The following is a 23,582-nucleotide window of genomic DNA, read 5'->3' as shown; positions in this document are numbered from 1 at the left end:
GGATTCGGCCGCCGATGGTATCCATGCGCGCACGCATCGCCCAGAGCCCATGACCACACCGCTCGCAAGCGACACGGCCATGCGCCCATCGCATGCAACCTGGCACGGCTGATGCGTAGCTCGCTGCGGAAGCGTCAGGGCGGTGCCTACGCCCGGCGCTTCCCATAGCAACCACATGGCAACCGCACAACAACAGGGAACGCATGCAACGCCGTCTCGCACTTCTCACCCCCATGGCCGCCGCGCTGGTCGCAGCAGGCTGCGCCAGCTTCGACTCGCCCGCCAAGGGCTTGTCGCCCGGCCACTGGGACGCCTTCAACCGCGCACAGATCGAGGGCCTGATCGCCGGCCTCGGCAAGGGCAGCCCCGGCTACAACGCCGCCAGGCCACCCTACGTGGTCTTCGACTGGGACAACACCAGCATCTTTCTGGACATCGAGGAAGCCTCGCTCATCTATCAGCTGGAGAACCTCGTCTTCGGCGCCACGCCCGCGCAGCTCGAAGTGGCGCTGCGCAAGAACATTCCGAAGAAAGACTTTCTGCCTGCATACAACAACGCGGCGGGCAAGCCGGTCAACATCGACCTTCTGGTGCCCGACATCGTGGCCAGCTACACATGGCTCTACCAGAACTACAAGGGCATGAAGGGCGCGCAGTCGCTGGCCGTGGTGGCGATGAGCCCGCACTACGGCGCCTTCATCACCAAGGTGCGCTATCTCTATGAAGCCATCGGCGACACCTTCGACCACGACACGGCCTACCCCTGGGTCACGTACCTCTTCGCCGGCATGACAGAAGCGCAAGTGCGCAAGCTCACGGCCGACACGGTGGCGTGGCAGTTGAAGGAGCCGGTCGCCAAGGTGAAGTGGACATCGCCCGTCGCGCTGCCGGGCCGCGCGGGCGTGGTGTCGGTCAGCTGGAAGAACGGCCTGCGCCTGCAGCCCGAGATGCAGGAGCTGTACGCCGCGTTCCGCAACGCGGGCTTCGATGTGTGGGTGTGCTCGGCGTCGTTCGTGGACGTGATCAAGGAGATCTCGTCGAACCCCGCCTTCGGCTACAACAACCCGCCCGAGCGCGTGCTCGCGATGGAGCTGGAGCGCGACGTCAACGGCGTGATCCAGCCCGAATTCCGCCGCGGCTACGACCAGACCCAGGGCCCGGGCAAGACGAAGAACATCCGACGCTTCCTGGTCAGCAAGTACGGCTACGGCCCGAGCTTCGTTGCTGGCGACAGCGAGGGCGACCAGAACATGATGGCCGACTTCGCCGACACGAAGAAGGTGCTGATCGTGAACCGCCTGCGCGACCCGAAGACCGACATCGGCAAGTTCTCTGCGATGGCGGTTCAGAACTACGGCAAGCCCAACACGCGCTACCTGCTGCAGGGCCGCGACGACAACACGGGCGAGTGGGTGGCGTCGCAGCTGCACACGCCGTTGGGCGCAACGCAGGGCAAGGCGCTGAAATAGGCGGGGCGGCCGGCCCTTCGGCGCGTGTGTCGGCGGGTGGGTGCCTATGATCCCGGCATCGAACACCAGGAGACAAAAGCATGGCCACCCGCTATCCCCTCGCCGAACTCAAGGACCTGCCCGAAGACATCCGCACCGCGATCCTCGCCGTGCAGGAAAAGGCCGGCTTCGTGCCCAACGTGTTTCTCGGCCTGGCGCGCCGCCCGGCCGAGTGGCGCGCCTTCTTCGCGTACCACGACGCGCTGATGCTGAAGGAAGAAGGCTCGCTCACCAAGGGCGACCGCGAGATGATCGTCACCACCACCAGCGCGGCCAACCAGTGCCTCTATTGCGTGGTGGCGCACGGCGCGCTGCTGCGCATCTACGAGAAGAAGCCGCTGGTGGCCGACCAGGTGGCGGTGAATTACCGCAAGGCGGACATCACGCCGCGCCAGCGCGCGATGCTGGACTTTGCAATGAAGGTCTGCGACCGCTCGCACGAGATCGACGACAGCGACTTTCCGCCGCTGCACGCGCACGGCTTCGACGATGAAGACATCTGGGACATCGCGGCGATCACCGCGTTCTTCGGCCTCAGCAACAGGCTGGCGAGCTTCAGCGGGATGCAGCCGAACAACGAGTTCTTCCTGATGGGGCGAGTGCCGCGCGAGAAGAAGTAAAGGCCTGCGTCCGACAAGGCACAGTCCGTTCACGCTGAGCTCGTCGAAGCGCCGCGCAAGGCTTCGACAAGCTCAGCCCGAACGGGCTTGCGAAACGCTCCGGCAAGACGCCAGCGCGTCGAGCGCAGGCTTGTAGGTGGGCGTGCTCACATCCATCACCCCCAGCACCGTGTGATAGAGGTTGTCATGCGTCAGCGGCGCATCGAGCCCCGCTTCCATGCATGAACGCGAGAGCTTGCGGCGCTCGCTCATGCCTTCGCTGAACCAGGTGACCATCGGCACGTGCTTCTGTGCCTCGGGCGCAAAGCTGTAGGGCACACCGTGCAGGAACAGCCCGTACTCGCCCAGCGATTCGCCGTGGTCGCTCACGTACAGCATCGCGGGGTCGTACTGCTTCGATTGCACCTTCAGCCAATCGATGGTGCGGGCCAGAAAGCGGTCGGTTTCGGCGATGGAGTTGTCGTACACGTTCATCAGCTCGTTGTGCCCGCACTCGGCCAGTGCATTGGTCTTGCATTCGGGCAAAAAGCGCTTCACGTCGGGCGCCGAGCGCTTGTAGTACGCGGGGCCGTGGCTCCCCATCTGGTGCATCACCAGCACCACGCCCTTGGCGCGGCGCTCGGCGGGCAGCGCGGCGATGCGCGCGTCCAGGTTGTTCAACATCACGTCGTCCAGGCACTCGTCGCCGTCGCACAGCGCCTTCTTGGTGGCTGCGTCGAGACCGTCGAAGGCCGATGCATTGGGGACGCGGGTGCACACGTCCTTGCAGCCGGCCTGGTTGTCCAGCCACAGCACGGCCAGGCCCGAGGCCTGCAGCACATCGACCAGGTTTTCGTAGTCGTCCTTGCGCGATTCATAGCCGATCTTTCCCAGCGGCGAGAACATGCAGGGCACCGAGGCCAGCGTATTGGTGCCGCAGGAATGCACGTCGCGGTAGCTCAGCACGCCGCGCCTGGCCAGCTCGGGCGTGGTGTCGCGCGCATAGCCGTTGAGTGCGAAGTGGTCGGCGCGCGCCGTCTCGCCCACCACCACCACGAACATCGGCGGACGCACCTGGCCAGCGTAGCTCGGGCCAAGGGCGGTGCCGGCGGTGATCGGAACCAGCTTGCCGCTGCGCTTGAACAGCGGCTTGATGAGCAAGGCGCCCGTCGAGTAGAGGGTCGCGATGGGGTTCATCATGTAGCGCAGGTGGATGTTGTTGCGCATCAGCGGCGCCAGCTGCCGGTTGGCGGCCACGCCGGTGCCCACCGCCACCAACGCGGCCAGCAGCAACAGCGCCGCATTGCGCCAGAGCTTTGCAAGAAGACCCATGCGCGCGATGCGCACGCGCCACAGCAGCCAGCCCGCGGGCAGCGACACCGCGAGCACGTTGAAGGCCATGCGCCAGCTCAGGAGGTCGCGTGCTTCGTTGGGGTCGGTCTGCAGCGCGTTGGCGATCATGGTCGGGTCCATGACGACGCGGTACTCCAGCATGTAGTGCTGCACCACCGCGGCCAGCACCACCGTGGCAAACCACAGCGGCTTCATCCAGCGCGACCAGGCCGTGAGCGACAGCATGGCGGCCGAGCCGCACAGCGTGAGCAGGCTCATGGACACGATGGTCGGCAAGTAGGTGCTGGGCGCGCCGCCGATGCGGGCAAGTTCGTTCCAGAGCGGCCAGTTGGCGGTCAGCACCAGGTAAAGGCTGAGCCACAGCACGACCTGGCTGGCCGAACGCGGTCGCGCGAGCCACATGTCAAGCCGCTTGTGCAGTGCCCCCGCCCAGTGAAAGTGTGGCGCCGACACCTCGGAAAAAGGTGCGCGGTGCAGCAGTGGTGGCTCTAGACGCGAAAACGACATGCAGCGACTGTAGGGACGCCGCCTGAAAGGAGCCTGAACTGGGCGTTCAGGCGGTGTTCAGGCTCGCCGTGCGCGCGCCCGCCGGCGGCGCGCCGGCATTCTTGACAGCGCCAGGTTCAGCGGACGGCTGACGCCGCGCTCCACCACGATAGCCACCAGCGCTCCCAGCATCACTGCCGCGGCCACATCCGACGGAAAGTGCAGCCCCAGGTAGAGGCGGCTCCAGCCCACCACCGCCGCCACTGCGAGCGCCGCCAGCATGGGCGCGCGTTGCGGCAGGCACCACAGCGAGAACGCGGCGGCGAAGGTGGCGGCTGTGTGCAGGCTCGGAAACCCCGGCCGCGTGCCCTGCGGCGCCCACTGGATGCCCAGGCCGTAGAACGCAGGCCTGGGGAACGGCAAGGCCGAACGGAACAGGTTGACCACGATCCACGTGGCCACCACGCTCACCAGCGCAGTAAAGAGCACGTAGCGCCAACGCTTGTCGACCATGGCCGCCGCCACGATCGTGAGGGCCAGCAGTTCGGGCAGCACCTCGGAGGCGAAGCGCGCGAACTCGATGGTCCACAACGACGCGGATGCGCCCGCGTTGAGCCATTCGAACAGGGCGAAATCAAGTGCATGCATGCAGGTCGGCTGCCGGTTGCGGCAGCTTGGGTTGGAGGCGCGTCTCCGCCAGGTCGATGACGAAGCCGACCACCCAGCAGATCCAGGCGGTCCACAGGGTGTGGCTCATGTAGTGGGCGCCGCGCCATTGCTGCGACAGCCCCAGCGCCAGGCCCGCGACCGCCGCCGTGCCCAGCCAGATCAGGGCCGCGCGCGGGGACACCCGGCGCAGCACGAAATACCCACCCAGGTAGGCAAAGGCCGCCGAGGCATGCCCCGCCGGAAAGCACCCGCCCGCGCCACCGTCGTCCACGCCCCAGGACCAGTGCGACACGTAGCGCGCCACGCCGCCGAACTCCTTCAGGTCCCAGGGGCAGCTGGTGTCGCTGCCGTGCTTGATGAGGCTCACGGCCAGCACCGAGGCCAGCACGGTCGACGCAAGCTGAACGCGCTCGCGCGTGGCCAGCTTGCGCAGCAGGCCCACGGGCCAGCGAATGGCCACGAACAGGCCGATCACCAGCAACCAGCTGAGGTTGCGGGCGCCCGCGTGCATCACATGGACCAAAAACGGGTTGTCGCGCCACGGAAACCCCATGGGCGTGCCCGCCATGCGCGCCATCCAGAGATCGCCGCCGGAGGCGTCCCAGGCGATCAGCAAGGCCAGTGCGAGCAGGGTCAGTGCGGCAAGACGGAGGTTCGCGGTGCGTGTCATGAAGAGAAAAAGCGAGGCCTCTGAGAAAACTGGCGCGAGCCTACTGTCGCCGTATGAACCCAGTCTGAAGCGACCTGAACGAATGCTGACGCCGCCTCCTGGCCGCGCTGCGGGGCTAGACTTCGAGTTTTTAGAGAGACACCGCGTGCGCATATTGCTGGTCGAAGATGACACTGCGTTGGCAGATGCCGTGTGCAGCTACCTGCTGGCGAAGGCCTTCGTGGTCGATGTGGCGGCCAGCATCGCCGAGGCACGCGGCGCGCTGCTCTCGGTTCAATACGCCGCGGTGCTGCTCGACCTGCACCTGGGCGACGGCGACGGGCTCTCCCTGCTGCCCCAGGTGCGCGCGCTGCGGGAGCCCCCCATCGTCATCGTGCTCACCGCGCGCGACCAGGTGACCGACCGCATCCGCGGCCTGGATGCCGGCGCGGACGACTACCTCATCAAGCCCTACGACCCGGCCGAACTGCTCGCGCGGCTGCGCGCGGTCGAGCGGCGGCGCAGCGCCAACACATCGCCGGTGCTGCAGTTCGGCACACTCGAAATCGACCTGGCCCATGACCGCGTGCGCAAGGACGGCATCGCCGTCGTGCTGACCCAGAAAGAGTGGGCGCTGCTGCGCGTGATGGCCACGCGCCCCGAGCGCATCCACACGCGCGAGAACCTGGCCGATGCGCTCTACGGCTTCGGCGACGAGGCCGACAGCAACACGCTGGAGGTGTTCATCAGCCGCCTGCGGCGCAAGCTGGGCAAGAGCCACATCCAGACACTGCGCGGCCTGGGCTACCGGCTGTCGTTCTCGGCGGACGACGAGGAATGAGCATCGCCCGAACACGAAACGGCCACGACTCGCTGGCCGGGCGCCTCACACGCACCCTCATCGTGTGGGTGGGCGGCGTGTGGCTCCTGTGCGTGCTGGCGGTGGTCTGGTACGTGGACCGCGAGATCAACCACAACTTCGACAACGAACTGGTCGAGGTGTCGCACCGCATGTTCGACATGGCGGTGCAGGAGCTGGACAAGCTGCAGCAGCAAGACAGTCCCGCCGCCGGCGGCGCGCCGCTCGTGGCGCCCAAGCAGCTCTTCTCGCAGGACGCCGTGATGTACCAGGTGCTCGACATCCACGAGCATGTGCTGCTGCGGTCGGCCGAAGCGCCCGTCGATGCCTTCGATGTGCCGATGGCCGCGGGCTTTGCCAACAACCATACCTGGCGCATCTACACCGTGCGGCATCCGACGCGCGGGCTCTACTTTCAGGTGGCAGACCCGCTGGACGAGCGCCGCCGCGCGCTGAACCGGACGCTGTTCGGCCTGATCATTCCGCTGGGCGCGGTGCTGCCGCTGCTGGCGCTGGTCCTGCGCAACGTGGCGCGCACCGAGCTGCGCGTGCTGCAGGATCTGGCCGGCGAGATCGAAAAGCGCAGCGGCGCAGACCTGCGCCCCATCACCCTGCCCGGCCTGTCGCAGGAGCTGCGCGCGGTGGGCGACCATGTCAACAGCCTGCTGGAGCGGCTGTCGCAGTCGCTCGACGTGGAACGAGCGCTCGCCGCCAACGCGGCCCATGAACTGCGCACACCGCTGGCCGCCGCGCGCCTTCGTTTGCAGACCGCGCTCGACCATGACCTGAAACGCGACGACGTGCAGGGCGCACTCCAGGCACTGCAGGTGCTGAGCCACCGCACCGAAAAACTGCTGCAACTGTCGCGCGCGGAGTCGGGTGCGTCGCTGACCCGCGCGCGGGTCGACCTAGTGCAGCTCGCGGGCACCGTGGCGCAGGAGTTCTGGCAAGACCCGGCCAACAGCGAGCGCCTGAAACTCAAGGTGCCCGACAGCGCGGCGCCGGTGGCCTTCGGCGATGTCGATGCGCTGGCGATCGCGCTGCGCAACCTGGTGGAAAACGCGCTGCGCTACGGCGGCGGCGGTCGCGTGGTGATCGAGGTGGCAGCGCCCTGCACGCTCATGGTCCGCGACGCAGGCCCCGGCGTCGATGCAAAGCAGCTCGCCACGCTGCAGCAGCGCCACGTGCGCCATGCTGCGGATCGCGCGGGCTACGGCCTCGGCCTGTCGATCGTGGGGACCATCGTCGAGAAGCACAACGCGAAGCTGGAGCTGGCGTCCCCGCCTGTCGGCGCGGCGCGGGGGTTCGAGGCGCGGATTGTGTTGCAGCCGGCCTGAAGGCGATCGCGCCGGCTATTCGCTGACGATCGCGCGCAGCCACTCCGGCAATTCCAACGCCTTCTGCTTCGGAAAATCCACCCAGATCGTCGTCGCCCCGCCCGCCGCGCAAATGACGTCGGGCGCCTCTTCGCGCGCCATCGTGCCCCAGCTCTCGAAGGTGGTGCGGCCCGGGTCGCTCACGTACATCTTCAGCAGCACCTTGCCCGGGTACTCGATCTGCCGGTAGAAATTGCAGAAGGCATTGACGATCACCATGCCCTGGCCGCCGGGCTCGGGTTCGAAGCCGATGGAATGCATCCAGTCGATGCGCGCGGTTTCCAGGTAGCGGAAGTAGGTGCCGTTGTTCAGGTGGCCCATGGCGTCCATGTCGCCCCATCGGATGGGAATGAGCATCTCGTACACGAGCTTCTTCTTTTCGGGGATGTCGATTCTCATCGGTGCGCCTTGATGGATGCGAGGATGCCCAGCACGAACAGCAGCGCCGCCACCCACTCGGTGGCCTGCGGCCAGCGGCCGTCCCAGACGAAGGAATAGAGCAAGGCGAACAGCGTCTCGCTCACGATCAGTTGGCCGCACAGGCTGGCCGACAGGCGCTGGCTCGCGACGTTCCAGAGAATGGTCGCGAGCCACGACGAACCGAAGCCGCCCGCCAATGCGATCCAGACGAAGAGCATGCCGTCGGGCCGCGACTGCAGCGTGGCCATGTCACTGCCCGCCACCAGCCACAGCAGCAGAGCGCCAAGGCCGGTCGCGATGCCGAGCCAGTTGGCCCAGTCGGTCGCGTTGAGTTCGGTGTGGCGCTGCAGCCATTTCGCGTTGAGCAGGCCGTAGATCGTCCAACTCACCATGGCGCCCAGCGCGAGCGCAAGGCCCCAGCCGAAGCGAGCGCCGCCGCCGTCGCTCGCGCCGTGCTGCGCCGACCACGCGCCCCAGATCATCAACGCGATGCCCGCGCCCGTGAGCAGCAACCCCGGCAGCAGCGCGCGCATGCGCAGCCCCGCGGGCCGGCCGAGCAGCATCATCCAGACGGGAATGGTGCCGATGATGAGGCTGGGCACCTCGGTGCCTGCGGCTTCGATGCCGAAGGCCAGCAGCAGGTAGTAGCCGCTGAAGCCCAGCACGCTGAGCCCCAGCGCCGCCAGCGCCTGCCGCCCGTCGGGCCAGCGCACGGCAGCCGGCCGCGCGAACACCGCTAGCGCGGAGACGGCGCCGAACACCGCAAAGCGCGAGGCCGTGATGTCGACCATGCCGAAATGGCCCACCATGCGCGGCGCCACGAACACCAGGCCCCACAGCGCGCCTGCGCCCAGCCCGGCCGCAATGCCTATCCACGCTCTGGGAGTCAGAGGGCGAATCCGTCGTCGGCGGCGATCACGGCACCGTTCACAAAATGGCTCTGGCCGCTGGCCAGCAGCACGATCAGGCCGTCGAGGTCTTCGGGCTTGCCCACGCGCTTGCGCGGCAGCGCGTTGACCAGCTTGGCGCCGGCGTCGGTGGCCCAGAGTTCTTCGTTGAGCTCGGTCGCGATGTAGCCAGGGCACAGCGCATTCACGTTGATGCCGAAGCGGCCCCACTCCAGCGCCATGGCGCGGGTCATCTGCACCACGGCCGACTTGCTCATGCAATAGGCGCCGATGTTGGGCACCACCTTGAGCGCCGCCACCGAGGCGACGTTGATGATGCGCCCGCCAATGTAGGTGCCCGGCGCCGAACCGTCGGCGCGCGCCAGCATGCGCTTGCCCACTTCCTGCGCGACGAAGAAGGCGCCCTTGACATTGGTGTCGAAGATGTAGTCGAAGTCTTCGGGCATCACGTCCTGCAGCCGCTGGCGCGTGTTGACGCCCGAGTTGTTGACCAGGATGTCGATGGCGCCGACTTCGGTCTCCGCGCGGGCCACGGCGGCCTTGATGCTGCCGTGGTCGGTGACGTCGAGCTCGACCACATGGGCGTCGCCGCCCTCGCCTTCGATGCGGGCGCGCAGCTCCTTCAGCTTGTCGACGCGGCGGCTTGCCAGGACGACTGCGGCGCCGGCGCGCGCCAGCGTTTTCGCGAACTGGGCACCCAGGCCGCTGGAGGCCCCGGTAACGAAGGCCACGCGGCCCGAAAGATCGATGCTGTAAGCCATGGGGAACGGGTCCTGGGTGTGTGCTGGATGTCTCTGGGGGAGTCGCGCAGGTGACGTGTGGCGCTCCCCCTAAAATGTTTCGCGGCCCTCGCAGCGTCCGAGCCTCAAAACATTATCGACCACACCCACATGACCCACGACGAAATCCTTGCCCAGTTCGGCCCTCGCGAAGCCATGGAATACGACGTGGTCGTGGTCGGCGGCGGCCCCGCCGGCCTCGCGACCGCGATCCGGCTCAAGCAGCTCGCTGCGCAACAAGAAAAGGAAATCTCGGTCGTGGTGCTCGAGAAGGGCTCCGAGCCGGGCGCGCACATCCTGTCGGGCGCCATCATGGACCCGCGCGCGCTCAACGAGCTGCTGCCCGACTGGAAGGCGCTGGGCGCCCCGCTGAACCAGCCCGTGACCGACGACGCCATGGTGTTCCTGGGCGAGAAGTCGGGCCTGCGCACACCCAACGCGTTTCTGCCGGCGTGCTTCCAGAACCACGGCAACTACATCATCAGCCTGGGCGCGTTCACCAAGTGGCTGGCGCAGCAGGCCGAGAACCTGGGCGTGGAAATCTTCCCGGGCTTTCCGGCTGCCGAAGTGCTCTACAACGAGAACGGTTCGGTGCGCGGCGTGGCCACCGGCAACATGGGTGTGGGCAAGGACGGCGAGCCGACCGAGAACTTCCAGCTCGGCATGGAACTGCTGGGCAAGTACACCGTGTTCGCCGAAGGCGCGCGCGGCCACCTGGGCCGCCAGCTCATCGACAGGTTCAAGCTCGACGAAGGCCGCGACCCGCAGACCTACGGCCTGGGCGTGAAGGAAGTGTGGGAAATCGACCCCCAGCGCCACCAACCCGGCTTCGTGCTGCACACGGCCGGCTGGCCGATGAAGAGCGACACCTACGGCGGCGCGTTCCTCTATCACATGGAGGACAACAAGGTCACGATGGGCTTCATCACCGGCCTGGACTACAGCAACCCGTACCTGAGCCCCTTCGAGGAAATGCAGCGCTGGAAGCTGCACCCCAACATCCGCTGGTACCTCGAGGGCGACGAGGCCAAGGGCATCAAGCCGGCCAAGCGCATCGGCTACGGCGCGCGCGCCATCACCGCGGGCGGCCTGCAGTCGCTGCCCAAGACAGTGTTCCCGGGCGGCGCGCTGGTGGGCTGCGAGGCCGGCTACCTGAATGTGAGCCGCATCAAGGGCAGCCACGCCGCCATCAAGACCGGCATGCTGGCCGCCGAAGCCGCCTTCGACGCGGTGCAGGCCGGCCGCCAGCACGACGAGCTCAGCGCCTACCCTGAAGCCTTCGAGAAGAGCTGGCTGCACGCCGAACTGAAGAAGGCGCGCAATTTCAAGGCCTGGTTCAAGAAGGGCCTGGGCGTCGCCACCCTCATGAACGGCATCGAGCAGTGGCTGCTCAAGGGCAACATCCCCTGGACGCTGCGCCGCACCAAGCCCGACCACCTGTACCTCAAGCCCGCGGCCGAGTGCAAGCCCATCGTGTACCCCAAGCCCGACGGCAAGCTCACCTTCGACCGCCTCTCCAGCGTGTTCATCAGCAACACCAACCACGAAGAGCAGCAGCCGGCTCACCTGACGCTCAAGGATGCGACGGTGCCGGTCAACATCAACCTGGCCCAGTTCGCCGGTCCCGAAAGTCGCTACTGCCCTGCCGGCGTCTACGAATTCGTGGGCACCGAGGACGGCAAGCAGCGCCTGCAGATCAACGCGCAGAACTGCGTGCACTGCAAGACCTGCGACATCAAGGACCCGACGCAGAACATCGTGTGGGTGACGCCCGAAGGCGGCGGCGGGCCGAACTACGTGGGCATGTAAGGCGCTCCCCGCGCTGGTTCCGCGAGCCCTCTTCGGAGGGCTTTTTCATGGGCGCTTCAGGGCTTCCGGCTGCCTGGTGAACTCAGGAAATACCGGCGCGCTTTCTTGGAAAAACCGAACGCGTAAAACCACCAGGCGATCAGGATCAGCAACAAGACGATCCCGATGCTTTCCCCCACTCGCATCGCTTCGCTCGTGTAGAGGTCCACAGGCGCGGACGAGGTCTTGTCGGAAAACTGCGTGTAGACGCATAACGCAAAGACCAGTGCAATGAAGACGAGGCCCGACCAGCGTCCGTAGCTGGTGCGTCGTTGCGTCCCGATCAGCGCGCCCACCGCGATGGCCAACAGGGAGAAGCGCCAGACGACCTCGATCACGAGGACACCCCATGTCCACGCCATCCCGCGGTTTGCGAGCAGCCATGAAACAAGCCGGAACAGCCCGAGGGCTGCGAGAACGCAAGCCACGACGGTGAACAGTTGAACCAGCCACGCCGAGATCGGCTTCTTCGCGTTGGTCTGCAAGGGCGACGGCGCCTGGTCGAGCGGCGCCGCGGGCGGCGCGTAGGGATTGGGTTGCTCCATGTCGTTACGCCCGAGTGGTGCCTGCGTGCTTGCGCGCATACAGATGCGCCCCGGCCAGGCCAGCGGCGATGGGCAGGGTCAGCGACATCCATCCGTACCACGCGGGAATCACCATCCCGGACGGATTCACCGTCATGACCACATAGAACGAAGAGGTCATCAGCCCCGCGACCAGGCCGTGCAGGTAAGGCCGGCTGCGCGCCAGGGACGCGGCAACCTGGCCTGAGAGGAGCAGGACGAGCGTGAGGAGCACGAGCGACAGCACAAGATAGGGCGACAGTGCAAAGCTGTAGAGCTGCGCATACGCCTCCTTGACCGAACGGCCCTGGGCCACCATGAGCCAGATGCTCAGGTTGGCGAGCAGCGTGCCGCCGTACGTCTGTCCGCCGACGCCGACCGCCGCGCCCAGCAGCGCGGCCCGCCAGCTGAAGCGGTCGCCGTCGATACGGTCGGGGTCCAGATCGCGCACGGCGTCCGACACTTCGAATCTGTTGTCCATCCTGGGGTCCTCCACTCCGGACGGTACTTTAAGTGCGACGTAGCGGACGGACGGCGTCCGTGAAAATCCCGACGCGGCGAAGCCCACGCTTGCGGCATAGTCGAATGCGCCTGACGCATTCCTGACCCCGATCACATTCCCCCCGGAGACACCATGAAACTCGGCCACATCGCCGCCGCCTGCCTTTCGCTCGCCCTGGGCACGTCCGCCCTCGCTCAACAACCGACGGTGCTGAAGATCGGCTACGCGACATCCAAGGAGTCGCACTACGGCGTGGGTTCCACGGCTTTCTGCGACGAGGTCGAAAAGGGCACGCAAGGCCGCTTCAAGTGCCAGCACTTCGCCAACTCGGCCCTGGGCGGCGAGCGCGAGCAGATCGAGGCGATCCAGCTGGGCACGCAGGACCTGGTGAACACCTCGACCGGCCCGGTGGGCAACTTCGTGCCCGAGGTCAAGATCGTCGACATCCCCTTCCTCTTTCGCGACTACGACCACGCACGCAAGGTGATGGACGGCCCGATCGGCCAGGACATCCTCACCAAGTTCCCGAGCAAAGGCATCGTCGCGCTGGCCTGGACGGAGAACGGCTTTCGCCACATGACGAACAGCAAGCGCGACATCGTCAAGCCCGCCGATGCGGCTGGCCTGAAGATGCGCACGATGGAAAACAAGGTGCACATGGACGGCTACCGCACCTTCGGCATCCTGCCGACGCCCATGGCCTTCCCCGAACTGTTCGGCGCGCTGCAGCAGGGCACGGTCGACGGGCAGGAAAACCCGATTCCGGTGATCCTGGCGTCCAAGTTCTCGCAGGTGCAAAAGCACCTGTCGCTCACGGGACACGTGTACTCGCCCGCCCTGCTGCTGCTCTCGCCGAAGGTGTGGAACAAGCTGTCGGATGCCGACAAGAAGGTCTTCGTCGATGCGGCCAAGAAGGCGGCAGTGGCCCAGCGCAAGAAGGTGAACGACGACGAGAACAACGGCATCGCCCAGCTCGAGAAGGACGGCATGAAGGTCACCAAGACCGTCGACGGCGCGGCCTTCCGCGAAGCGCTGAAGCCAGCCTATGCGAGCTATGCCAAGGAGTTCGGGGCGGACAACATCAAGAAGATTGCGGACGTCCAGTAATACGCTGCCCCATTCGAGAAACACCACGGAACCGGCTCTGCCGGGCCGTTGGTGTTGCCCCCGGTAGGGGGTTGGCGAAGCGACACGAAGTGCGCGCAGCCTGGGGGCGAGCCCAATTCAAGAGAACAACACGTGCAAGCCTTCGAGCGCTACTTCCTCGCCGCCAACCGGTGGGCGCTGATTCTTCTGCTGGCCGCCATGTCGGTCATCATCTTCACCAACGTCGTCATGCGCTACACCACGAGCAATTCGCTCGAGTGGGCCGAAGAGGTCTCGCGCCACATGATGATCTGGCTCACCTTCCTCGGTGCCGGTCCGGTGCTGCGCTACGGCGGCCACATCGCGGTGGAGAACCTGCAGGACGCATTGCCGCGCGCGGGCGCCATCGCGGTGCGCGCCTTGGTCGCCACGCTGCTGTTTGCCTTCTTCGGCTTCATGGTCTGGTACGGCTGGCTCTACATGCAGCGCACGATGTTCCAGCTTACCGCCGTCACGCAGATTCCGTTCGCCTACATCTACAGCGCGATGCTGTTCGGCGGCCTGCTCCTGATCGTGCATTGGCTGCTGGTGGTGCGCGGCTACGTGCTGCGGCGCGAGTTCGCGTCCGACGCGCACTTCGACGCCAACGCCTCGGCGTCGCTGTAAGGAGAACGACCATGGATGCCAGCATCGTTCTCATCGTCTCGGCCTGCATTTTCCTGGCCATCGGCGTGCCCGTGGCCTTTGCGCTCGGGCTCTCCACCGTCACCACGCTGATCCTTGCGGAAAACTATCCGCTGATGGTGCTGCTGAAGGAAACCTTCACCGGCATCGACAGCTTTCCGCTGATGGCCGTGCCCTTCTTCATCCTGGCGGCCGAGCTCATGAGCGGTGGCTCGCTCACCGAGGTGCTGCTGCGCTTCGCCGGCCAGTTCGTCGGCCACCGGCGCGGCGGCCTGGGCTACACCAACGTGGTGTCGCTCACCTTCTTCTCAGGCATCTCGGGCTCGGCACTGGCCGATGCGGCGGGTCCGGGGTCGATGCTCATCAAGATGATGGACAAGGCCGGCTACGACCGCTCTTATGCGGCGGCGCTCACGGCCTCCACCGCCATCGTGGGGCCGATCATTCCGCCCTCGATCATCATGATCATCTATGCGCTGCAGGACGAGAGCGTGTCGGTGGGCACGCTGTTCGCGGCCGGCATCATGCCCGGCATCCTGATCGCGGTGGCGATGTGCATCGTGAACTTCCACGTCTCGAAAAAGCGCAACTACAAGGGCGACGGGCAGACGCCGCCGCTGCGCGAAATCCTCATCACCACCTGGAAGGCGATTCCCGCGATCCTCCTGCCCGTGGTCATCCTGGGCGGCATGCGCGCCGGCTGGTTCACGCCCACCGAAGCTTCGGTGGTGGCGGTGTTTTACGCGCTGGTGTGCGGCAAGTTCATCTACCGCACGCTGGAGTGGAAGATGCTGCCCGACATCCTCTCGCGCTCGGCATTGCTCTCGGCCTCGGTGCTGATCATCATCGGCCTGTCGGCCTCGTTCGCGTGGGTGCTGACCATCGAGGGCATTCCGCAGCAGATGGCCGAATGGCTCATCAGCATGAACCTCTCGCCGTGGATGTTCCTGATCATCGTCAACGTGTTCCTGCTGCTGTTCGGCATCTTCATCGAGCCGCTGCCGGGGGTGATGGTGCTCGCGCCCATCCTCGCGCCGGTAGCGATGAAGCTGGGGGTGGACCCGGTGCACTTCGCGATGATCGTGATCTTCAACCTCACGCTGGGCATGATCACGCCGCCGGTGGGCGGGCTTCTGTTCGTCACATGCAACGTGTCGAAGGTGCCGATGTCGGCGCTGGTGAAGGAACTGGTGCCCTTCCTGTGGGCGCATGGCGCGGTGCTGATGATCCTGACCTTCGTGCCGGCGCTGAGCACCTGGCTGCCGCGGGCGTTGGGGTTCAAGTAGCGGGCGTTGCTGCCTTCTGTCCCGCGCGGCGGGTTCGCTGCCAGAATCGGCGCCACATTCAATGCCCACAACAGACAACAGAGGGAACCGCGCCATGAACCGACTCGTCGCCTGTCTTCTTGCCGCGGGGCTGCTGTCCTCGGCCGCGCTGGCTGCCACGCCGGCCGCAGCGCCACCCGCACCCGCTGCGTCGTCGGCCGCTGCTGCAACGCCGGCACCCAGCACCGCACCGGCGACGGCCGCCGCGCCCGCGCAGGCGCCGTCCAATGGCATCGCCGAAGTCGAGGCCACCGTGCGCGCCTGGGCCGCGGCCTGGTCCGCGCGCGACGTGGAGCGCTACCTGGCGGCCTACGCTACCGAGTTCACGCCGTCCAAAAAACAGGACCGCAAGCAGTGGGAAGCCGAGCGGCGCGCGCGCATCACCGGCAAGTCGAAGATCAGCGTGACCGTCGATGACCTGGTCATCAGCGTGAACGGGCAGAACGCCAGCGCGCGCTTCAAGCAGGTGTACAGCGCCGACAAGTTCAGCAGCACCGACCGCAAGACGCTGGAGTTGCAGCGCGTGGGCGACAAGTGGTTGATTCGCAAGGAAAGCATCGGAGGCTGAGCCTTCGAGCGTGCGCCCGAAGCGGCGGCGGTGATTTCTCCATGCAAACCGAATGGTTCATGAAGATGTCACCGCTTGCAACGATGCTGCAGCCTTCGATTTCCGAAAGCTGTGGCCGCCATGTTTCCCACCAAGACCGACAAGGCACGCGACGAACTCCAGGCCGGCCAGCGCACGCTCAGCCAGCGTGAGCGCGCGCTGCTGCTGATGGCCGACGGCCGGCGCTCGCTGACCGATTTCAGCCCGCTGTTCCCCAACCGCTTGGAAGCAGAGCAGGCGATCCAGGCGCTGGTGATGAAGGGCTATCTGCAGGACGCGCAGGCGGTGGCTGCGGCTGCCGCGCAAGCTGCCGCACACGCCGCCGCACTTGCGCCGCCGGCACCGTTGCCAGCGGCCGATCCGATCCGCATCGCCACCTCGACCGACAACTTCGACGGCAAGCGCTCGCTGGCCACCACGCGGATGTTCCTGTTCGACATCTGCGAGCGCATGTTCGTGCGCCGCGATCCCAAGTTCGCGCTGCAGATGCGCGACGCCCTGCGCGAAGCCCGCGACCGGCAGGCGATGCTGACCATTGCGGCGCTGATGCTCAGTGAAGTCGAGAAGACGGCCGGTGCCGAGCGCGCCGAGTCGCTGCGCGAGCGGATCGAGCGCTTGCTGCCGCCGGCGGAAGTGGTGCACTGAACCCATCTTTCAGACAGGAAACCCTGTCCGACCCTTCGCGCCACCTCGGGGTGGAAAAAGACCAAAACGTATCGATCGCTGCCGCGAATTGCAGTAGCTGATGGTGGGGCAACGCTTTTAGTATTCGCGCCAAGTGAGGCAACCGCCTTCACGATCACCGGTGCCGTGCTGGCGATCGCGGTCATCGTCGACTCGCTCTCGCGGCAATCGCGTCTGTCGCATGGCCGCTCGTGAAGCTGGCCTCTGGAAAAAACACAATGGCTGAATCTCTCAAGGGCCGCGTTGCGGCCATCACCGGCGCCGCATCGGGCATCGGCCTCGAATGCGCCCGCACGCTCATCGAGGCGCAGGCGAAGGTGGTGCTGATCGACCGCGATGCGGATCGCCTGGCGCAGGTCTGTGCCGCGCTCGGCCCCGGCGCGATTGCACTGCAGGTCGACCTGCTCGATCCGCAACAGAACTCCGCAATGCTGGAGAAAATCATCGCGCTGGCGGGCGGGCTCGACATCTTCCATGCCAATGCTGGCGCGTATGTCGGCGGCGACGTGGTCGACGGGCATCCCGACGCCTGGGACCGCATGCTCAATCTCAACATCAACGCCGCATTCCGTTCGGTGCACGCCGTGCTGCCGCACCTGGTCGCACAGAAGTCGGGCGACATCATCTTCACCAGTTCGATCGCGGGCATGGTGCCGGTGGTCTGGGAGCCGGTCTACACCGCCTCCAAATTCGCGGTGCAGGCCTTCGTGCACACCACGCGCCGCCAGCTCGCCAGGCACGGCGTGCGGGTCGGTGCGGTGGCTCCCGGCCCCGTCGTGACCGCACTGCTGGACGACTGGCCGAAAGCCAAGATGGAAGAGGCACTGGCATCGGGCAGCCTGATGCAACCGAGCGAAGTGGCCGAGTGCGTGCTGTTCATGCTGACCCGACCGCGCCACGTGACCATTCGCGACATGGTCATTCTTCCGAACAGCACGGATCTGTGACGGACATGATTGGCCATCTCGTCGATTCGGAGCATCTGGCGGTGCGATCCATTTCCGTGCCTGCCATTGACCTTCATCGCACGCCGTTTGGTGACCTGTTCAGACCTTCCTGCGCAGACTTTCCCTAAGCAATAAAAATTTCGTGGCTAAAAACATATTCGTTTTTAGCCAGATTCAATCACCCGTTATTGACGTGATCCCCACCCACCGCGAGCCTTGCAAAAGCCTCGGCTTTGTCCGATGCACCTTCGAGCGCGGCAACCAGCCACGGCGGTTGACGGCCCTTGGTTCCGCCCGTCCAGGTCGCGCTGGAATGGGGGTCCTTGTAAACAGTGCCCTTCACATAAGCCTTGGCTTCCGGTGCGCGACTGCCATTGGGTGAACGGCTGCGTTTTGATTCCGATTTGTCATACGGGTCCAGCGCGGTCTTTCCTTCGGCAATGCTGAAACCGGCTGCTTCGAGTTTCTTGGCATAGGCATCGGCCAGCACTTTCAATTCTTCACCGCGCTTGGCTTGCAATGCCATTTCCAGTTCGACGCGTTCATTGTCCATTTCCTGAATGCGTTTCTGGATCTCGGCGAAGCTCATGTTTCTGGCAATTGTCATGCTTTGAAGTCCTTTAGTGGCTATACGTATAAGCCTAAGATACTAATATCAAAAGAGCATATTCACCAGCCGGAATTCCAGAAAACCGGGGCGGCGTCGATGCCGCGCTGGCCTCACCAAGGTTGCACATCGAAGCCCGAAGTGCCGAAGTCTTGCGATTCGTCCACTACACTCGCCCGGGTCAGGAGAGAGCCCCGCACGACGGGGCCGCCGAAGGCGCAGGGAACCCCCGAACGCTCAGGCAAAAGGACTGACAAGACGCCGGTGCACACCGGCGTTTCCTTGCTGGAGAGAGGCCATGGCATGCATGCATTGCACTGGCCCACCGAAGGAGCAAACCCCGATCGTGGGGCGAATCTCTCAGGTAAAGCGGACAGCAGGGGTGGCCCGTGGCGTTGCAGCCATGGATTTCGACTGCCCCTTTGGAGTGCCCCGTGGCCGCTTCTTCCGCTTCATCCGACACCCAACTTCTCAAGACGCCGCTGCACGCCCTGCACGTGGAACTCGGGGCCCGCATGGCGCCCTTCGCCGGCTACTCGATGCCCGTGCAGTACCCCGCCGGCCTGATGGCCGAGCACAAGCACACGCGCGATGCGGCGGGCCTCTTCGACATCTCGCACATGGGCCAGCTGCGCCTGGTCGGCCCAGATGCAGCGGCCGCCTTCGAAACCCTGATGCCCGTCGACGTGATCGACCTGCCCGCCGGCAAGCAGCGCTACGGCCTTTTGCTGAACGACGAAGGCGGCATCCTCGACGACCTGATGTTCTTCAATGAGGGCCACGGCTCGATCTTCGTGATCGTGAACGGCGCCTGCAAGGTGTCAGACATCGCCCACATCCAGCAGAAGATCGGCGCGCGCTGCGAGGTGCAGCCCCTGCCCGACCACGCGCTGCTCGCGCTGCAGGGCCCGCAGGCCGCGGCCACGCTGGCGCGCCTGTCGCCCGGCATCGAGCGCTTCGTGTTCATGACGGGCGGGGCGGTGCAGATCGGCGGCATCCCTGCCTTTGTCACCCGCAGCGGCTACACCGGCGAAGACGGCTTCGAGATCTCCGTGGCCGGCAGGGACGCCGAGGCCCTGGCCCGCCTGCTGCTCGCCCAGCCTGAGGTCAAGCCCATCGGCCTGGGTGCGCGCAACTCGCTGCGGCTGGAAGCCGGGCTCTGCCTCTACGGCAACGACATCGACACCACCACCACGCCCGTCGAGGCCTCGCTCAACTGGGCGATGCAGAAGGTGCGCCGCGCGGGCGGTGCGCGCGAAGGCGGCTTTCCGGGCGCGGAAAAGATCCTGGCGCAACTCACGGCCGCAACCGCAGGCGCTGCCGGCCATACCGACCACGACACCCTGAAGCGCAAGCGCGTCGGCCTCGTGGCGCTGGAGCGCATTCCGGTGCGCGACGGCACGCTGCTGCAGTCCTTCGAAGGGCAGGACATCGGCATCGTCACCAGCGGCCTGCTCGGCCCGAGCGCCGACCGCTGCGTTGCGATGGGCTACCTGGCCACCGCGTTCTCCGAGCCCGGCACACGCGTGCAGGCCATCGTGCGCGGCAAGCCGGTGCCGATGGAAGTCTCGACCATGCCCTTTGTGCCGACCCGCTATTACCGCGGTTGAACCCGGCCGGCGCAGCTAGGCTCTGCACCCCGATCATCATTTTTTCCACGAGGAGTTTTTTTCATGAGCATCAAGTACACCAAGGACCATGAATGGGTGTCGGCCGAAGGCGGCGCAGCCACCGTCGGCATCACCGTGCACGCGCAGGACGCGCTGGGCGATGTCGTGTTCGTCGACCTGCCCGAAGTCGGCAAGACCTTCGCGCAGGGCGAAGTCGCCGGTGTCGTCGAGTCGGTGAAGGCAGCCGCCGACGTGTTCATGCCCGTCTCGGGCGAGATCACCGAAGTGAACGAAGCGCTGCGCGCCGACCCGTCGCTCGCCAACAGCGACCCGCTGGCCAACGGCTGGTTCTTCAAGGTCAAGCTGAGCGAGCCTGCGCAGCTCGACGAACTGCTCGACGCCGCCACCTACGACAAGTTCGCCGCCGAATCCTGAAAATGTTTGCCCCTCGGCTTGCCACTTCGTGTGCTTCGCCATCCCCCATGGGGAAGGCGCGGCCCGCCTTGGGGCGGCCCGGCGGCGACCGCTGAGTCCTTCTTCTTTTCTACGCTGATCCATCACGCCATGCCGATTCCCGCCCTTCCCTCTTTGCAAGAACTAGAGAACGCCGAAGAATTTCTCGCCCGCCACATCGGCATCGATGCGGCGGACGAGGCGCGCATGCTGCCGGTGATCGGCTCGGAAACGCGGGCGGAGCTCATCGACGGCATCGTGCCTGCGGCCATCCGCCGCGCCAAGCCGATGCGGCTGCCGGCCGCCGTGACCGAAGCCGAGGCGCTGGCTGAGCTGAAGGTGATGGCATCGAAGAACAAGGTGTTCAAGAGCTTCATCGGCCAGGGCTACTACGGCACGCACACACCGGGCGTGATCCTGCGCAACGTGCTCGAGAACCCCGCCTGGTACACGGCCTACACGCCCTACCAGGCCGAGATTTCGCAGGGCCGCATGGAGGCCCTGCTCAACTTCCAGACGATGGTGTGCGACCTCACGGGCATGGCCATCGCCAACGCGTCGATGCTCGACGAAGCCACCGCTGCGGCAGAGGCGATGACGCTCGCCAAACGCAGCGTCAAGAGCAAGAGCAACGTGTTCATCGTCTCGGGCGATTGCCATCCGCAGACCATCGAGGTCATCAAGACGCGCGCCGCGCCGCTGGGCATCGAGGTCAAGGTCAGCACCGTGTCCGAGACACTGCCGCACCTGATGGTGAGCGGCGAATTCTTCGGCGTGCTCGCGCAGTACCCCGCCACCACCGGCCATGTGCATGACCTGCGCCCGCTCGCGGGCCACGCCCACCAGTGCGATGCCGCCTTCTGCGTGGCCGCCGACCTGCTGGCGCTGACGCTGCTCGCGCCCCCCGGCGAATGGGATGCCGACATCGTCTGCGGTACCACGCAGCGCTTCGGCATGCCGCTGTGCAACGGCGGCCCGCACGCCGCCTACCTGGCCTGCCGCGATTCGTTCAAGCGCTCGCTCCCGGGCCGCCTGGTCGGCGTGAGCGTCGACTCGCACGGCCAGCCCGCCTACCGCCTCGCGCTGCAGACGCGCGAGCAGCACATCCGCCGCGAGAAGGCCACCTCCAACATCTGTACCGCGCAGGTGCTGCCGGCCGTGGTGGCCAGCATGTACGCCGTGTACCACGGGCCCGACGGACTCACCCGCATCGCGCAGCGCGTGGCGGCACTCACCGCCATCCTTGCGCAAGGCCTCGCCCAAATGGGCCGCGAGCCGGTCAACGAATTCGCCTTCGACTCGCTCACCATCCGCACCGGCGACGACACCGCCAGGATCATCGAACGCGCGCATGCCGCCGGCGTCAACCTGCGCCAGCGGCTGCAGCAGCACCTGGGCATTTCGCTCGACGAAACCAGCACGCGCGCCGACGTCGAAACGCTCTGGGCCCTGTTCGTGCCCGCCGGTACCGCGATGCCGCGCTTCGACGACCTGGCCACCACCGCGCCGCGCCTGCCCGAAGACCTGCGCCGCACCAGCGCCTTTCTCACGCATCCGGTGTTCAACACGCACAAGAGCGAAACCTCGATGCTGCGCTACATCCGCAGCCTGTCGGACAAGGACCTCGCGCTCGACCGCAGCATGATCCCGCTGGGCAGCTGCACCATGAAGCTCAACGCAACCAGCGAGATGATCCCCATCACCTGGCCCGAGTTCGCGAACATCCACCCCTTCGCGCCCGCCGAGCAGCAGCTGGGCTATGCGCAGCTCGACGCGCAACTGCGCGCATGGCTGTGCGAAGCGACCGGCTACGCAGGCATCAGCCTGCAGCCCAACGCCGGCTCGCAAGGCGAGTACGCCGGGCTGCTCGCCATCAAGGGCTTCCACGAAGCCAAGGGCCAGGGCCACCGCAACATCTGCCTGATTCCCTCGTCCGCGCACGGCACCAACCCGGCCAGCGCGCAGATGGTCGGCATGCAGGTGGTGGTGACGGCCTGCGACGCGCAAGGCAACGTCGACATGGACGACTTGAAGCGCGCCTGCGAAAAGCACAGCGCCCACCTGGCCGCCGTGATGATCACCTACCCCAGCACGCACGGCGTGTTCGAAACCCGTGTGAAGGAACTCTGCGAGCTCGTGCATGAACACGGCGGCCGCGTTTACGTGGACGGCGCCAACATGAACGCGCTGGTCGGCGTGGCGGCACCGGGCGAGTTCGGTGGCGACGTGAGCCACCTGAACCTGCACAAGACCTTCTGCATCCCGCACGGCGGCGGCGGCCCCGGCGTGGGCCCCGTCTGCGTGGTCGAAGACCTGGTGCCTTACCTGCCGGGCCATGCGACGGCCGGCATGGCGTCGAGCGGCGTGGGCGCTGTTTCCGCGGCGCCGCTGGGCAACGCGGCCGTGCTGCCGATCAGCTGGATGTACTGCCGGATGATGGGCGCCAAGGGCCTGCAGGCCGCCACCGAAACCGCGATCCTGAGCGCCAACTACATCAGCGCGCGCCTGAAGGACCACTACCCGACGCTGTACGCGAGCCCCAACGGCCACGTCGCGCACGAGTGCATCCTGGACCTGCGCCCGCTCAAGGACACCAGCGGCGTCACCGCCGAAGACGTGGCCAAGCGCCTCATCGACTACGGCTTTCACGCGCCCACGCTGAGCTTCCCCGTGCCGGGCACGCTGATGGTGGAGCCCACCGAAAGCGAGCCGCTGGTCGAGCTGGACCGCTTCATCGACGCGATGATCGCGATCCGCGGCGAAATCCGCCGGATCGAAGAAGGCGTGTGGCCCAAGGACGACAACCCGCTCAAGCACGCACCGCACACCGCGGCCAGCCTGCTGGGCACCGAGTGGGTGCATCCCTACGCGCGCGAACTGGGGGCGTTCCCGCTGGCCGAACTCAAGAAGGCCAAGTACTGGCCGCCCGTCGGCCGCGTGGACAACGTGTACGGCGACCGCAACCTGTTCTGCAGCTGCGTGCCGGTGAGCGAGTACCAGGAACCCGAAGAGGCCTGAAGCAAGGGCAAGCGAGGCACGGCAGCGGCGGCGCGCTCTGAC

Annotated in this window: 23 protein-coding genes and 2 riboswitches; of the genes, 14 read left to right on the top strand and 9 right to left on the bottom strand. The window is 66.2% G+C overall.

The window, feature by feature from the left end; translation table 11 throughout:
* The first annotated feature begins 203 nt into the window (after positions 1-203).
* Both ABIC90_RS02520 and ABIC90_RS02515 read left to right on the top strand, forming a co-directional pair.
* The gene (locus ABIC90_RS02520; protein WP_354352449.1) at positions 204-1,469 is read left to right on the top strand and encodes an HAD family hydrolase; all 1,266 of its coding nucleotides are present in this window, start codon (positions 204-206) and stop codon (positions 1,467-1,469) included.
* A gap of 80 nt (positions 1,470-1,549) precedes the next feature.
* Positions 1,550-2,128, top strand: coding sequence for a peroxidase-related enzyme (locus ABIC90_RS02515; protein WP_354352448.1), 579 nt, complete (start codon positions 1,550-1,552; stop codon positions 2,126-2,128).
* A 72-nt stretch (positions 2,129-2,200) separates the two neighbouring features.
* On the opposite strand, the gene ABIC90_RS02510 is transcribed toward ABIC90_RS02515, so the two are convergent.
* From ABIC90_RS02510 to ABIC90_RS02500, 3 genes are read right to left on the bottom strand one after another with little or no spacing between them, the layout of a single operon-like run.
* Positions 2,201-3,967 (bottom strand): phosphoethanolamine transferase, encoded by a 1,767-nt coding sequence (locus tag ABIC90_RS02510; RefSeq protein ID WP_436318162.1) that lies wholly within the window; start codon positions 3,965-3,967, stop codon positions 2,201-2,203.
* A gap of 57 nt (positions 3,968-4,024) precedes the next feature.
* On the bottom strand, positions 4,025-4,594 hold the full coding sequence (locus ABIC90_RS02505) for a phosphatase PAP2 family protein (protein ID WP_354352446.1): 570 nt from the start codon (positions 4,592-4,594) through the stop codon (positions 4,025-4,027).
* Positions 4,581-5,285 carry a phosphatase PAP2 family protein gene (locus ABIC90_RS02500; protein WP_354352445.1) on the bottom strand — a complete coding sequence of 235 codons (705 nt, stop codon included), beginning with the start codon at positions 5,283-5,285 and terminating at the stop codon, positions 4,581-4,583. Before ABIC90_RS02500 ends, ABIC90_RS02505 begins: the two co-directional genes overlap by 14 nt.
* 145 nt (positions 5,286-5,430) lie before the next feature.
* On the opposite strand from ABIC90_RS02500, the gene ABIC90_RS02495 reads away from it, so the two are divergent.
* The gene (locus tag ABIC90_RS02495) at positions 5,431-6,105 is read left to right on the top strand and encodes a response regulator transcription factor (protein ID WP_354352444.1); all 675 of its coding nucleotides are present in this window, start codon (positions 5,431-5,433) and stop codon (positions 6,103-6,105) included.
* Positions 6,102-7,460 (top strand): sensor histidine kinase, encoded by a 1,359-nt coding sequence (locus ABIC90_RS02490; protein ID WP_354352443.1) that lies wholly within the window; start codon positions 6,102-6,104, stop codon positions 7,458-7,460. Before ABIC90_RS02495 ends, ABIC90_RS02490 begins: the two co-directional genes overlap by 4 nt.
* A 15-nt stretch (positions 7,461-7,475) precedes the next feature.
* Here the strand turns inward: ABIC90_RS02490 and ABIC90_RS02485 are convergent, their stop codons facing one another.
* The 3 genes from ABIC90_RS02485 to ABIC90_RS02475 all read right to left on the bottom strand — a co-directional run bounded on the left by ABIC90_RS02485 (position 7,476) and on the right by ABIC90_RS02475 (position 9,588).
* Positions 7,476-7,898 carry an acyl-CoA thioesterase gene (locus ABIC90_RS02485; protein ID WP_354352442.1) on the bottom strand — a complete coding sequence of 141 codons (423 nt, stop codon included), beginning with the start codon at positions 7,896-7,898 and terminating at the stop codon, positions 7,476-7,478.
* Positions 7,895-8,728, bottom strand: coding sequence for a DMT family transporter (locus ABIC90_RS02480; protein WP_436318161.1), 834 nt, complete (start codon positions 8,726-8,728; stop codon positions 7,895-7,897). Before ABIC90_RS02480 ends, ABIC90_RS02485 begins: the two co-directional genes overlap by 4 nt.
* A gap of 77 nt (positions 8,729-8,805) precedes the next feature.
* Positions 8,806-9,588 (bottom strand): SDR family oxidoreductase, encoded by a 783-nt coding sequence (locus ABIC90_RS02475; RefSeq protein WP_354352441.1) that lies wholly within the window; start codon positions 9,586-9,588, stop codon positions 8,806-8,808.
* Positions 9,589-9,717: 129 nt separating this feature from the next.
* Here ABIC90_RS02475 and ABIC90_RS02470 point away from each other — a divergent pair, with 129 nt between their 5' ends.
* On the top strand, positions 9,718-11,415 hold the full coding sequence (locus tag ABIC90_RS02470) for an electron transfer flavoprotein-ubiquinone oxidoreductase (protein WP_354352440.1): 1,698 nt from the start codon (positions 9,718-9,720) through the stop codon (positions 11,413-11,415).
* 56 nt (positions 11,416-11,471) lie between these two features.
* Here ABIC90_RS02470 and ABIC90_RS02465 read toward each other — a convergent pair whose 3' ends face one another.
* Both ABIC90_RS02465 and ABIC90_RS02460 read right to left on the bottom strand, forming a co-directional pair.
* A complete protein-coding gene (locus ABIC90_RS02465; protein ID WP_354352439.1) occupies positions 11,472-11,999 on the bottom strand; it encodes a hypothetical protein in 528 nt (175 codons plus the stop codon).
* A 4-nt stretch (positions 12,000-12,003) separates the two neighbouring features.
* Positions 12,004-12,498, bottom strand: a complete 495-nt coding sequence (locus ABIC90_RS02460; protein WP_354352438.1) for a hypothetical protein — start codon at positions 12,496-12,498, stop codon at positions 12,004-12,006.
* A 153-nt stretch (positions 12,499-12,651) separates the two neighbouring features.
* Here ABIC90_RS02460 and ABIC90_RS02455 point away from each other — a divergent pair, with 153 nt between their 5' ends.
* The 6 genes from ABIC90_RS02455 (at position 12,652) to ABIC90_RS02430 (ending at position 17,852) form a co-directional block, all read left to right on the top strand.
* Entirely contained in the window at positions 12,652-13,626 is a 975-nt protein-coding gene (locus ABIC90_RS02455; RefSeq protein WP_354352437.1) for a TRAP transporter substrate-binding protein, read from the top strand.
* Positions 13,627-13,758: 132 nt separating this feature from the next.
* Positions 13,759-14,271 carry a TRAP transporter small permease gene (locus tag ABIC90_RS02450; RefSeq protein WP_354352436.1) on the top strand — a complete coding sequence of 171 codons (513 nt, stop codon included), beginning with the start codon at positions 13,759-13,761 and terminating at the stop codon, positions 14,269-14,271.
* A gap of 11 nt (positions 14,272-14,282) precedes the next feature.
* The gene (locus tag ABIC90_RS02445) at positions 14,283-15,575 is read left to right on the top strand and encodes a TRAP transporter large permease (protein ID WP_354352435.1); all 1,293 of its coding nucleotides are present in this window, start codon (positions 14,283-14,285) and stop codon (positions 15,573-15,575) included.
* 94 nt (positions 15,576-15,669) lie between these two features.
* The gene (locus ABIC90_RS02440) at positions 15,670-16,182 is read left to right on the top strand and encodes a L,D-transpeptidase Cds6 family protein (RefSeq protein WP_354352434.1); all 513 of its coding nucleotides are present in this window, start codon (positions 15,670-15,672) and stop codon (positions 16,180-16,182) included.
* Positions 16,183-16,302: 120 nt separating this feature from the next.
* Positions 16,303-16,866: a hypothetical protein gene (locus ABIC90_RS02435; protein WP_354352433.1), complete on the top strand. Its 564-nt coding sequence runs from the start codon at positions 16,303-16,305 to the stop codon at positions 16,864-16,866.
* Between the two features lie 257 nt (positions 16,867-17,123).
* A complete protein-coding gene (locus ABIC90_RS02430; RefSeq protein WP_354352432.1) occupies positions 17,124-17,852 on the top strand; it encodes an SDR family oxidoreductase in 729 nt (242 codons plus the stop codon).
* A 178-nt stretch (positions 17,853-18,030) separates the two neighbouring features.
* Here the strand turns inward: ABIC90_RS02430 and ABIC90_RS02425 are convergent, their stop codons facing one another.
* Positions 18,031-18,459, bottom strand: a complete 429-nt coding sequence (locus tag ABIC90_RS02425) for an H-NS family nucleoid-associated regulatory protein (RefSeq protein WP_354352431.1) — start codon at positions 18,457-18,459, stop codon at positions 18,031-18,033.
* Positions 18,460-18,631: 172 nt separating this feature from the next.
* Positions 18,632-18,718, top strand: a riboswitch (glycine riboswitch).
* 16 nt (positions 18,719-18,734) lie between these two features.
* Positions 18,735-18,846, top strand: a riboswitch (glycine riboswitch).
* 47 nt (positions 18,847-18,893) lie between these two features.
* On the opposite strand from ABIC90_RS02425, the gene gcvT reads away from it, so the two are divergent.
* The 3 genes from gcvT to gcvP all read left to right on the top strand — a co-directional run bounded on the left by gcvT (position 18,894) and on the right by gcvP (position 23,540).
* A complete protein-coding gene (gene gcvT, locus ABIC90_RS02420) occupies positions 18,894-20,069 on the top strand; it encodes a glycine cleavage system aminomethyltransferase GcvT (RefSeq protein ID WP_354352430.1) in 1,176 nt (391 codons plus the stop codon).
* Between the two features lie 63 nt (positions 20,070-20,132).
* Entirely contained in the window at positions 20,133-20,504 is a 372-nt protein-coding gene (gcvH, locus tag ABIC90_RS02415; protein ID WP_354352429.1) for a glycine cleavage system protein GcvH, read from the top strand.
* A gap of 129 nt (positions 20,505-20,633) precedes the next feature.
* Positions 20,634-23,540, top strand: a complete 2,907-nt coding sequence (gene gcvP / locus ABIC90_RS02410) for an aminomethyl-transferring glycine dehydrogenase (RefSeq protein ID WP_354352428.1) — start codon at positions 20,634-20,636, stop codon at positions 23,538-23,540.
* The last annotated feature ends 42 nt before the right edge of the window (positions 23,541-23,582 follow it).

Origin of the sequence: Variovorax boronicumulans (assembly GCF_040544675.1) — a bacterium.
In the GTDB taxonomy this organism is placed as follows: Bacteria; Pseudomonadota; Gammaproteobacteria; order Burkholderiales; family Burkholderiaceae_C; genus Variovorax; species Variovorax boronicumulans_D.
The sequence above is the reverse complement of the archived record's forward strand: the minus strand, read 5'-3'. Positions and strand labels throughout refer to the sequence as shown.

Bases quoted from the DNA above. Each gene is read 5' to 3' on its own strand.
- ABIC90_RS02435 (WP_354352433.1), top strand. From the start codon at position 16,303: ATGTTTCCCACCAAGACCGACAAGGCACGCGACGAACTCCAGGCCGGC.
- ABIC90_RS02470 (WP_354352440.1), top strand. From the start codon at position 9,718: ATGACCCACGACGAAATCCTTGCCCAGTTCGGCCCTCGCGAAGCCATG.
- ABIC90_RS02445 (WP_354352435.1), top strand. From the start codon at position 14,283: ATGGATGCCAGCATCGTTCTCATCGTCTCGGCCTGCATTTTCCTGGCC.
- ABIC90_RS02475 (WP_354352441.1), bottom strand. From the start codon at position 9,588: ATGGCTTACAGCATCGATCTTTCGGGCCGCGTGGCCTTCGTTACCGGG.
- ABIC90_RS02460 (WP_354352438.1), bottom strand. From the start codon at position 12,498: ATGGACAACAGATTCGAAGTGTCGGACGCCGTGCGCGATCTGGACCCC.
- ABIC90_RS02465 (WP_354352439.1), bottom strand. From the start codon at position 11,999: ATGGAGCAACCCAATCCCTACGCGCCGCCCGCGGCGCCGCTCGACCAG.
- ABIC90_RS02485 (WP_354352442.1), bottom strand. From the start codon at position 7,898: ATGAGAATCGACATCCCCGAAAAGAAGAAGCTCGTGTACGAGATGCTC.
- ABIC90_RS02430 (WP_354352432.1), top strand. From the start codon at position 17,124: ATGGCTGAATCTCTCAAGGGCCGCGTTGCGGCCATCACCGGCGCCGCA.
- ABIC90_RS02490 (WP_354352443.1), top strand. From the start codon at position 6,102: ATGAGCATCGCCCGAACACGAAACGGCCACGACTCGCTGGCCGGGCGC.
- ABIC90_RS02505 (WP_354352446.1), bottom strand. From the start codon at position 4,594: ATGCATGCACTTGATTTCGCCCTGTTCGAATGGCTCAACGCGGGCGCA.
- gcvP (WP_354352428.1), top strand. From the start codon at position 20,634: ATGCCGATTCCCGCCCTTCCCTCTTTGCAAGAACTAGAGAACGCCGAA.
- ABIC90_RS02455 (WP_354352437.1), top strand. From the start codon at position 12,652: ATGAAACTCGGCCACATCGCCGCCGCCTGCCTTTCGCTCGCCCTGGGC.
- ABIC90_RS02515 (WP_354352448.1), top strand. From the start codon at position 1,550: ATGGCCACCCGCTATCCCCTCGCCGAACTCAAGGACCTGCCCGAAGAC.
- ABIC90_RS02510 (WP_436318162.1), bottom strand. From the start codon at position 3,967: ATGTCGTTTTCGCGTCTAGAGCCACCACTGCTGCACCGCGCACCTTTT.
- ABIC90_RS02440 (WP_354352434.1), top strand. From the start codon at position 15,670: ATGAACCGACTCGTCGCCTGTCTTCTTGCCGCGGGGCTGCTGTCCTCG.
- gcvH (WP_354352429.1), top strand. From the start codon at position 20,133: ATGAGCATCAAGTACACCAAGGACCATGAATGGGTGTCGGCCGAAGGC.
- ABIC90_RS02425 (WP_354352431.1), bottom strand. From the start codon at position 18,459: ATGACAATTGCCAGAAACATGAGCTTCGCCGAGATCCAGAAACGCATT.
- ABIC90_RS02500 (WP_354352445.1), bottom strand. From the start codon at position 5,285: ATGACACGCACCGCGAACCTCCGTCTTGCCGCACTGACCCTGCTCGCA.
- ABIC90_RS02480 (WP_436318161.1), bottom strand. From the start codon at position 8,728: ATGGTGGGCCATTTCGGCATGGTCGACATCACGGCCTCGCGCTTTGCG.
- ABIC90_RS02520 (WP_354352449.1), top strand. From the start codon at position 204: ATGCAACGCCGTCTCGCACTTCTCACCCCCATGGCCGCCGCGCTGGTC.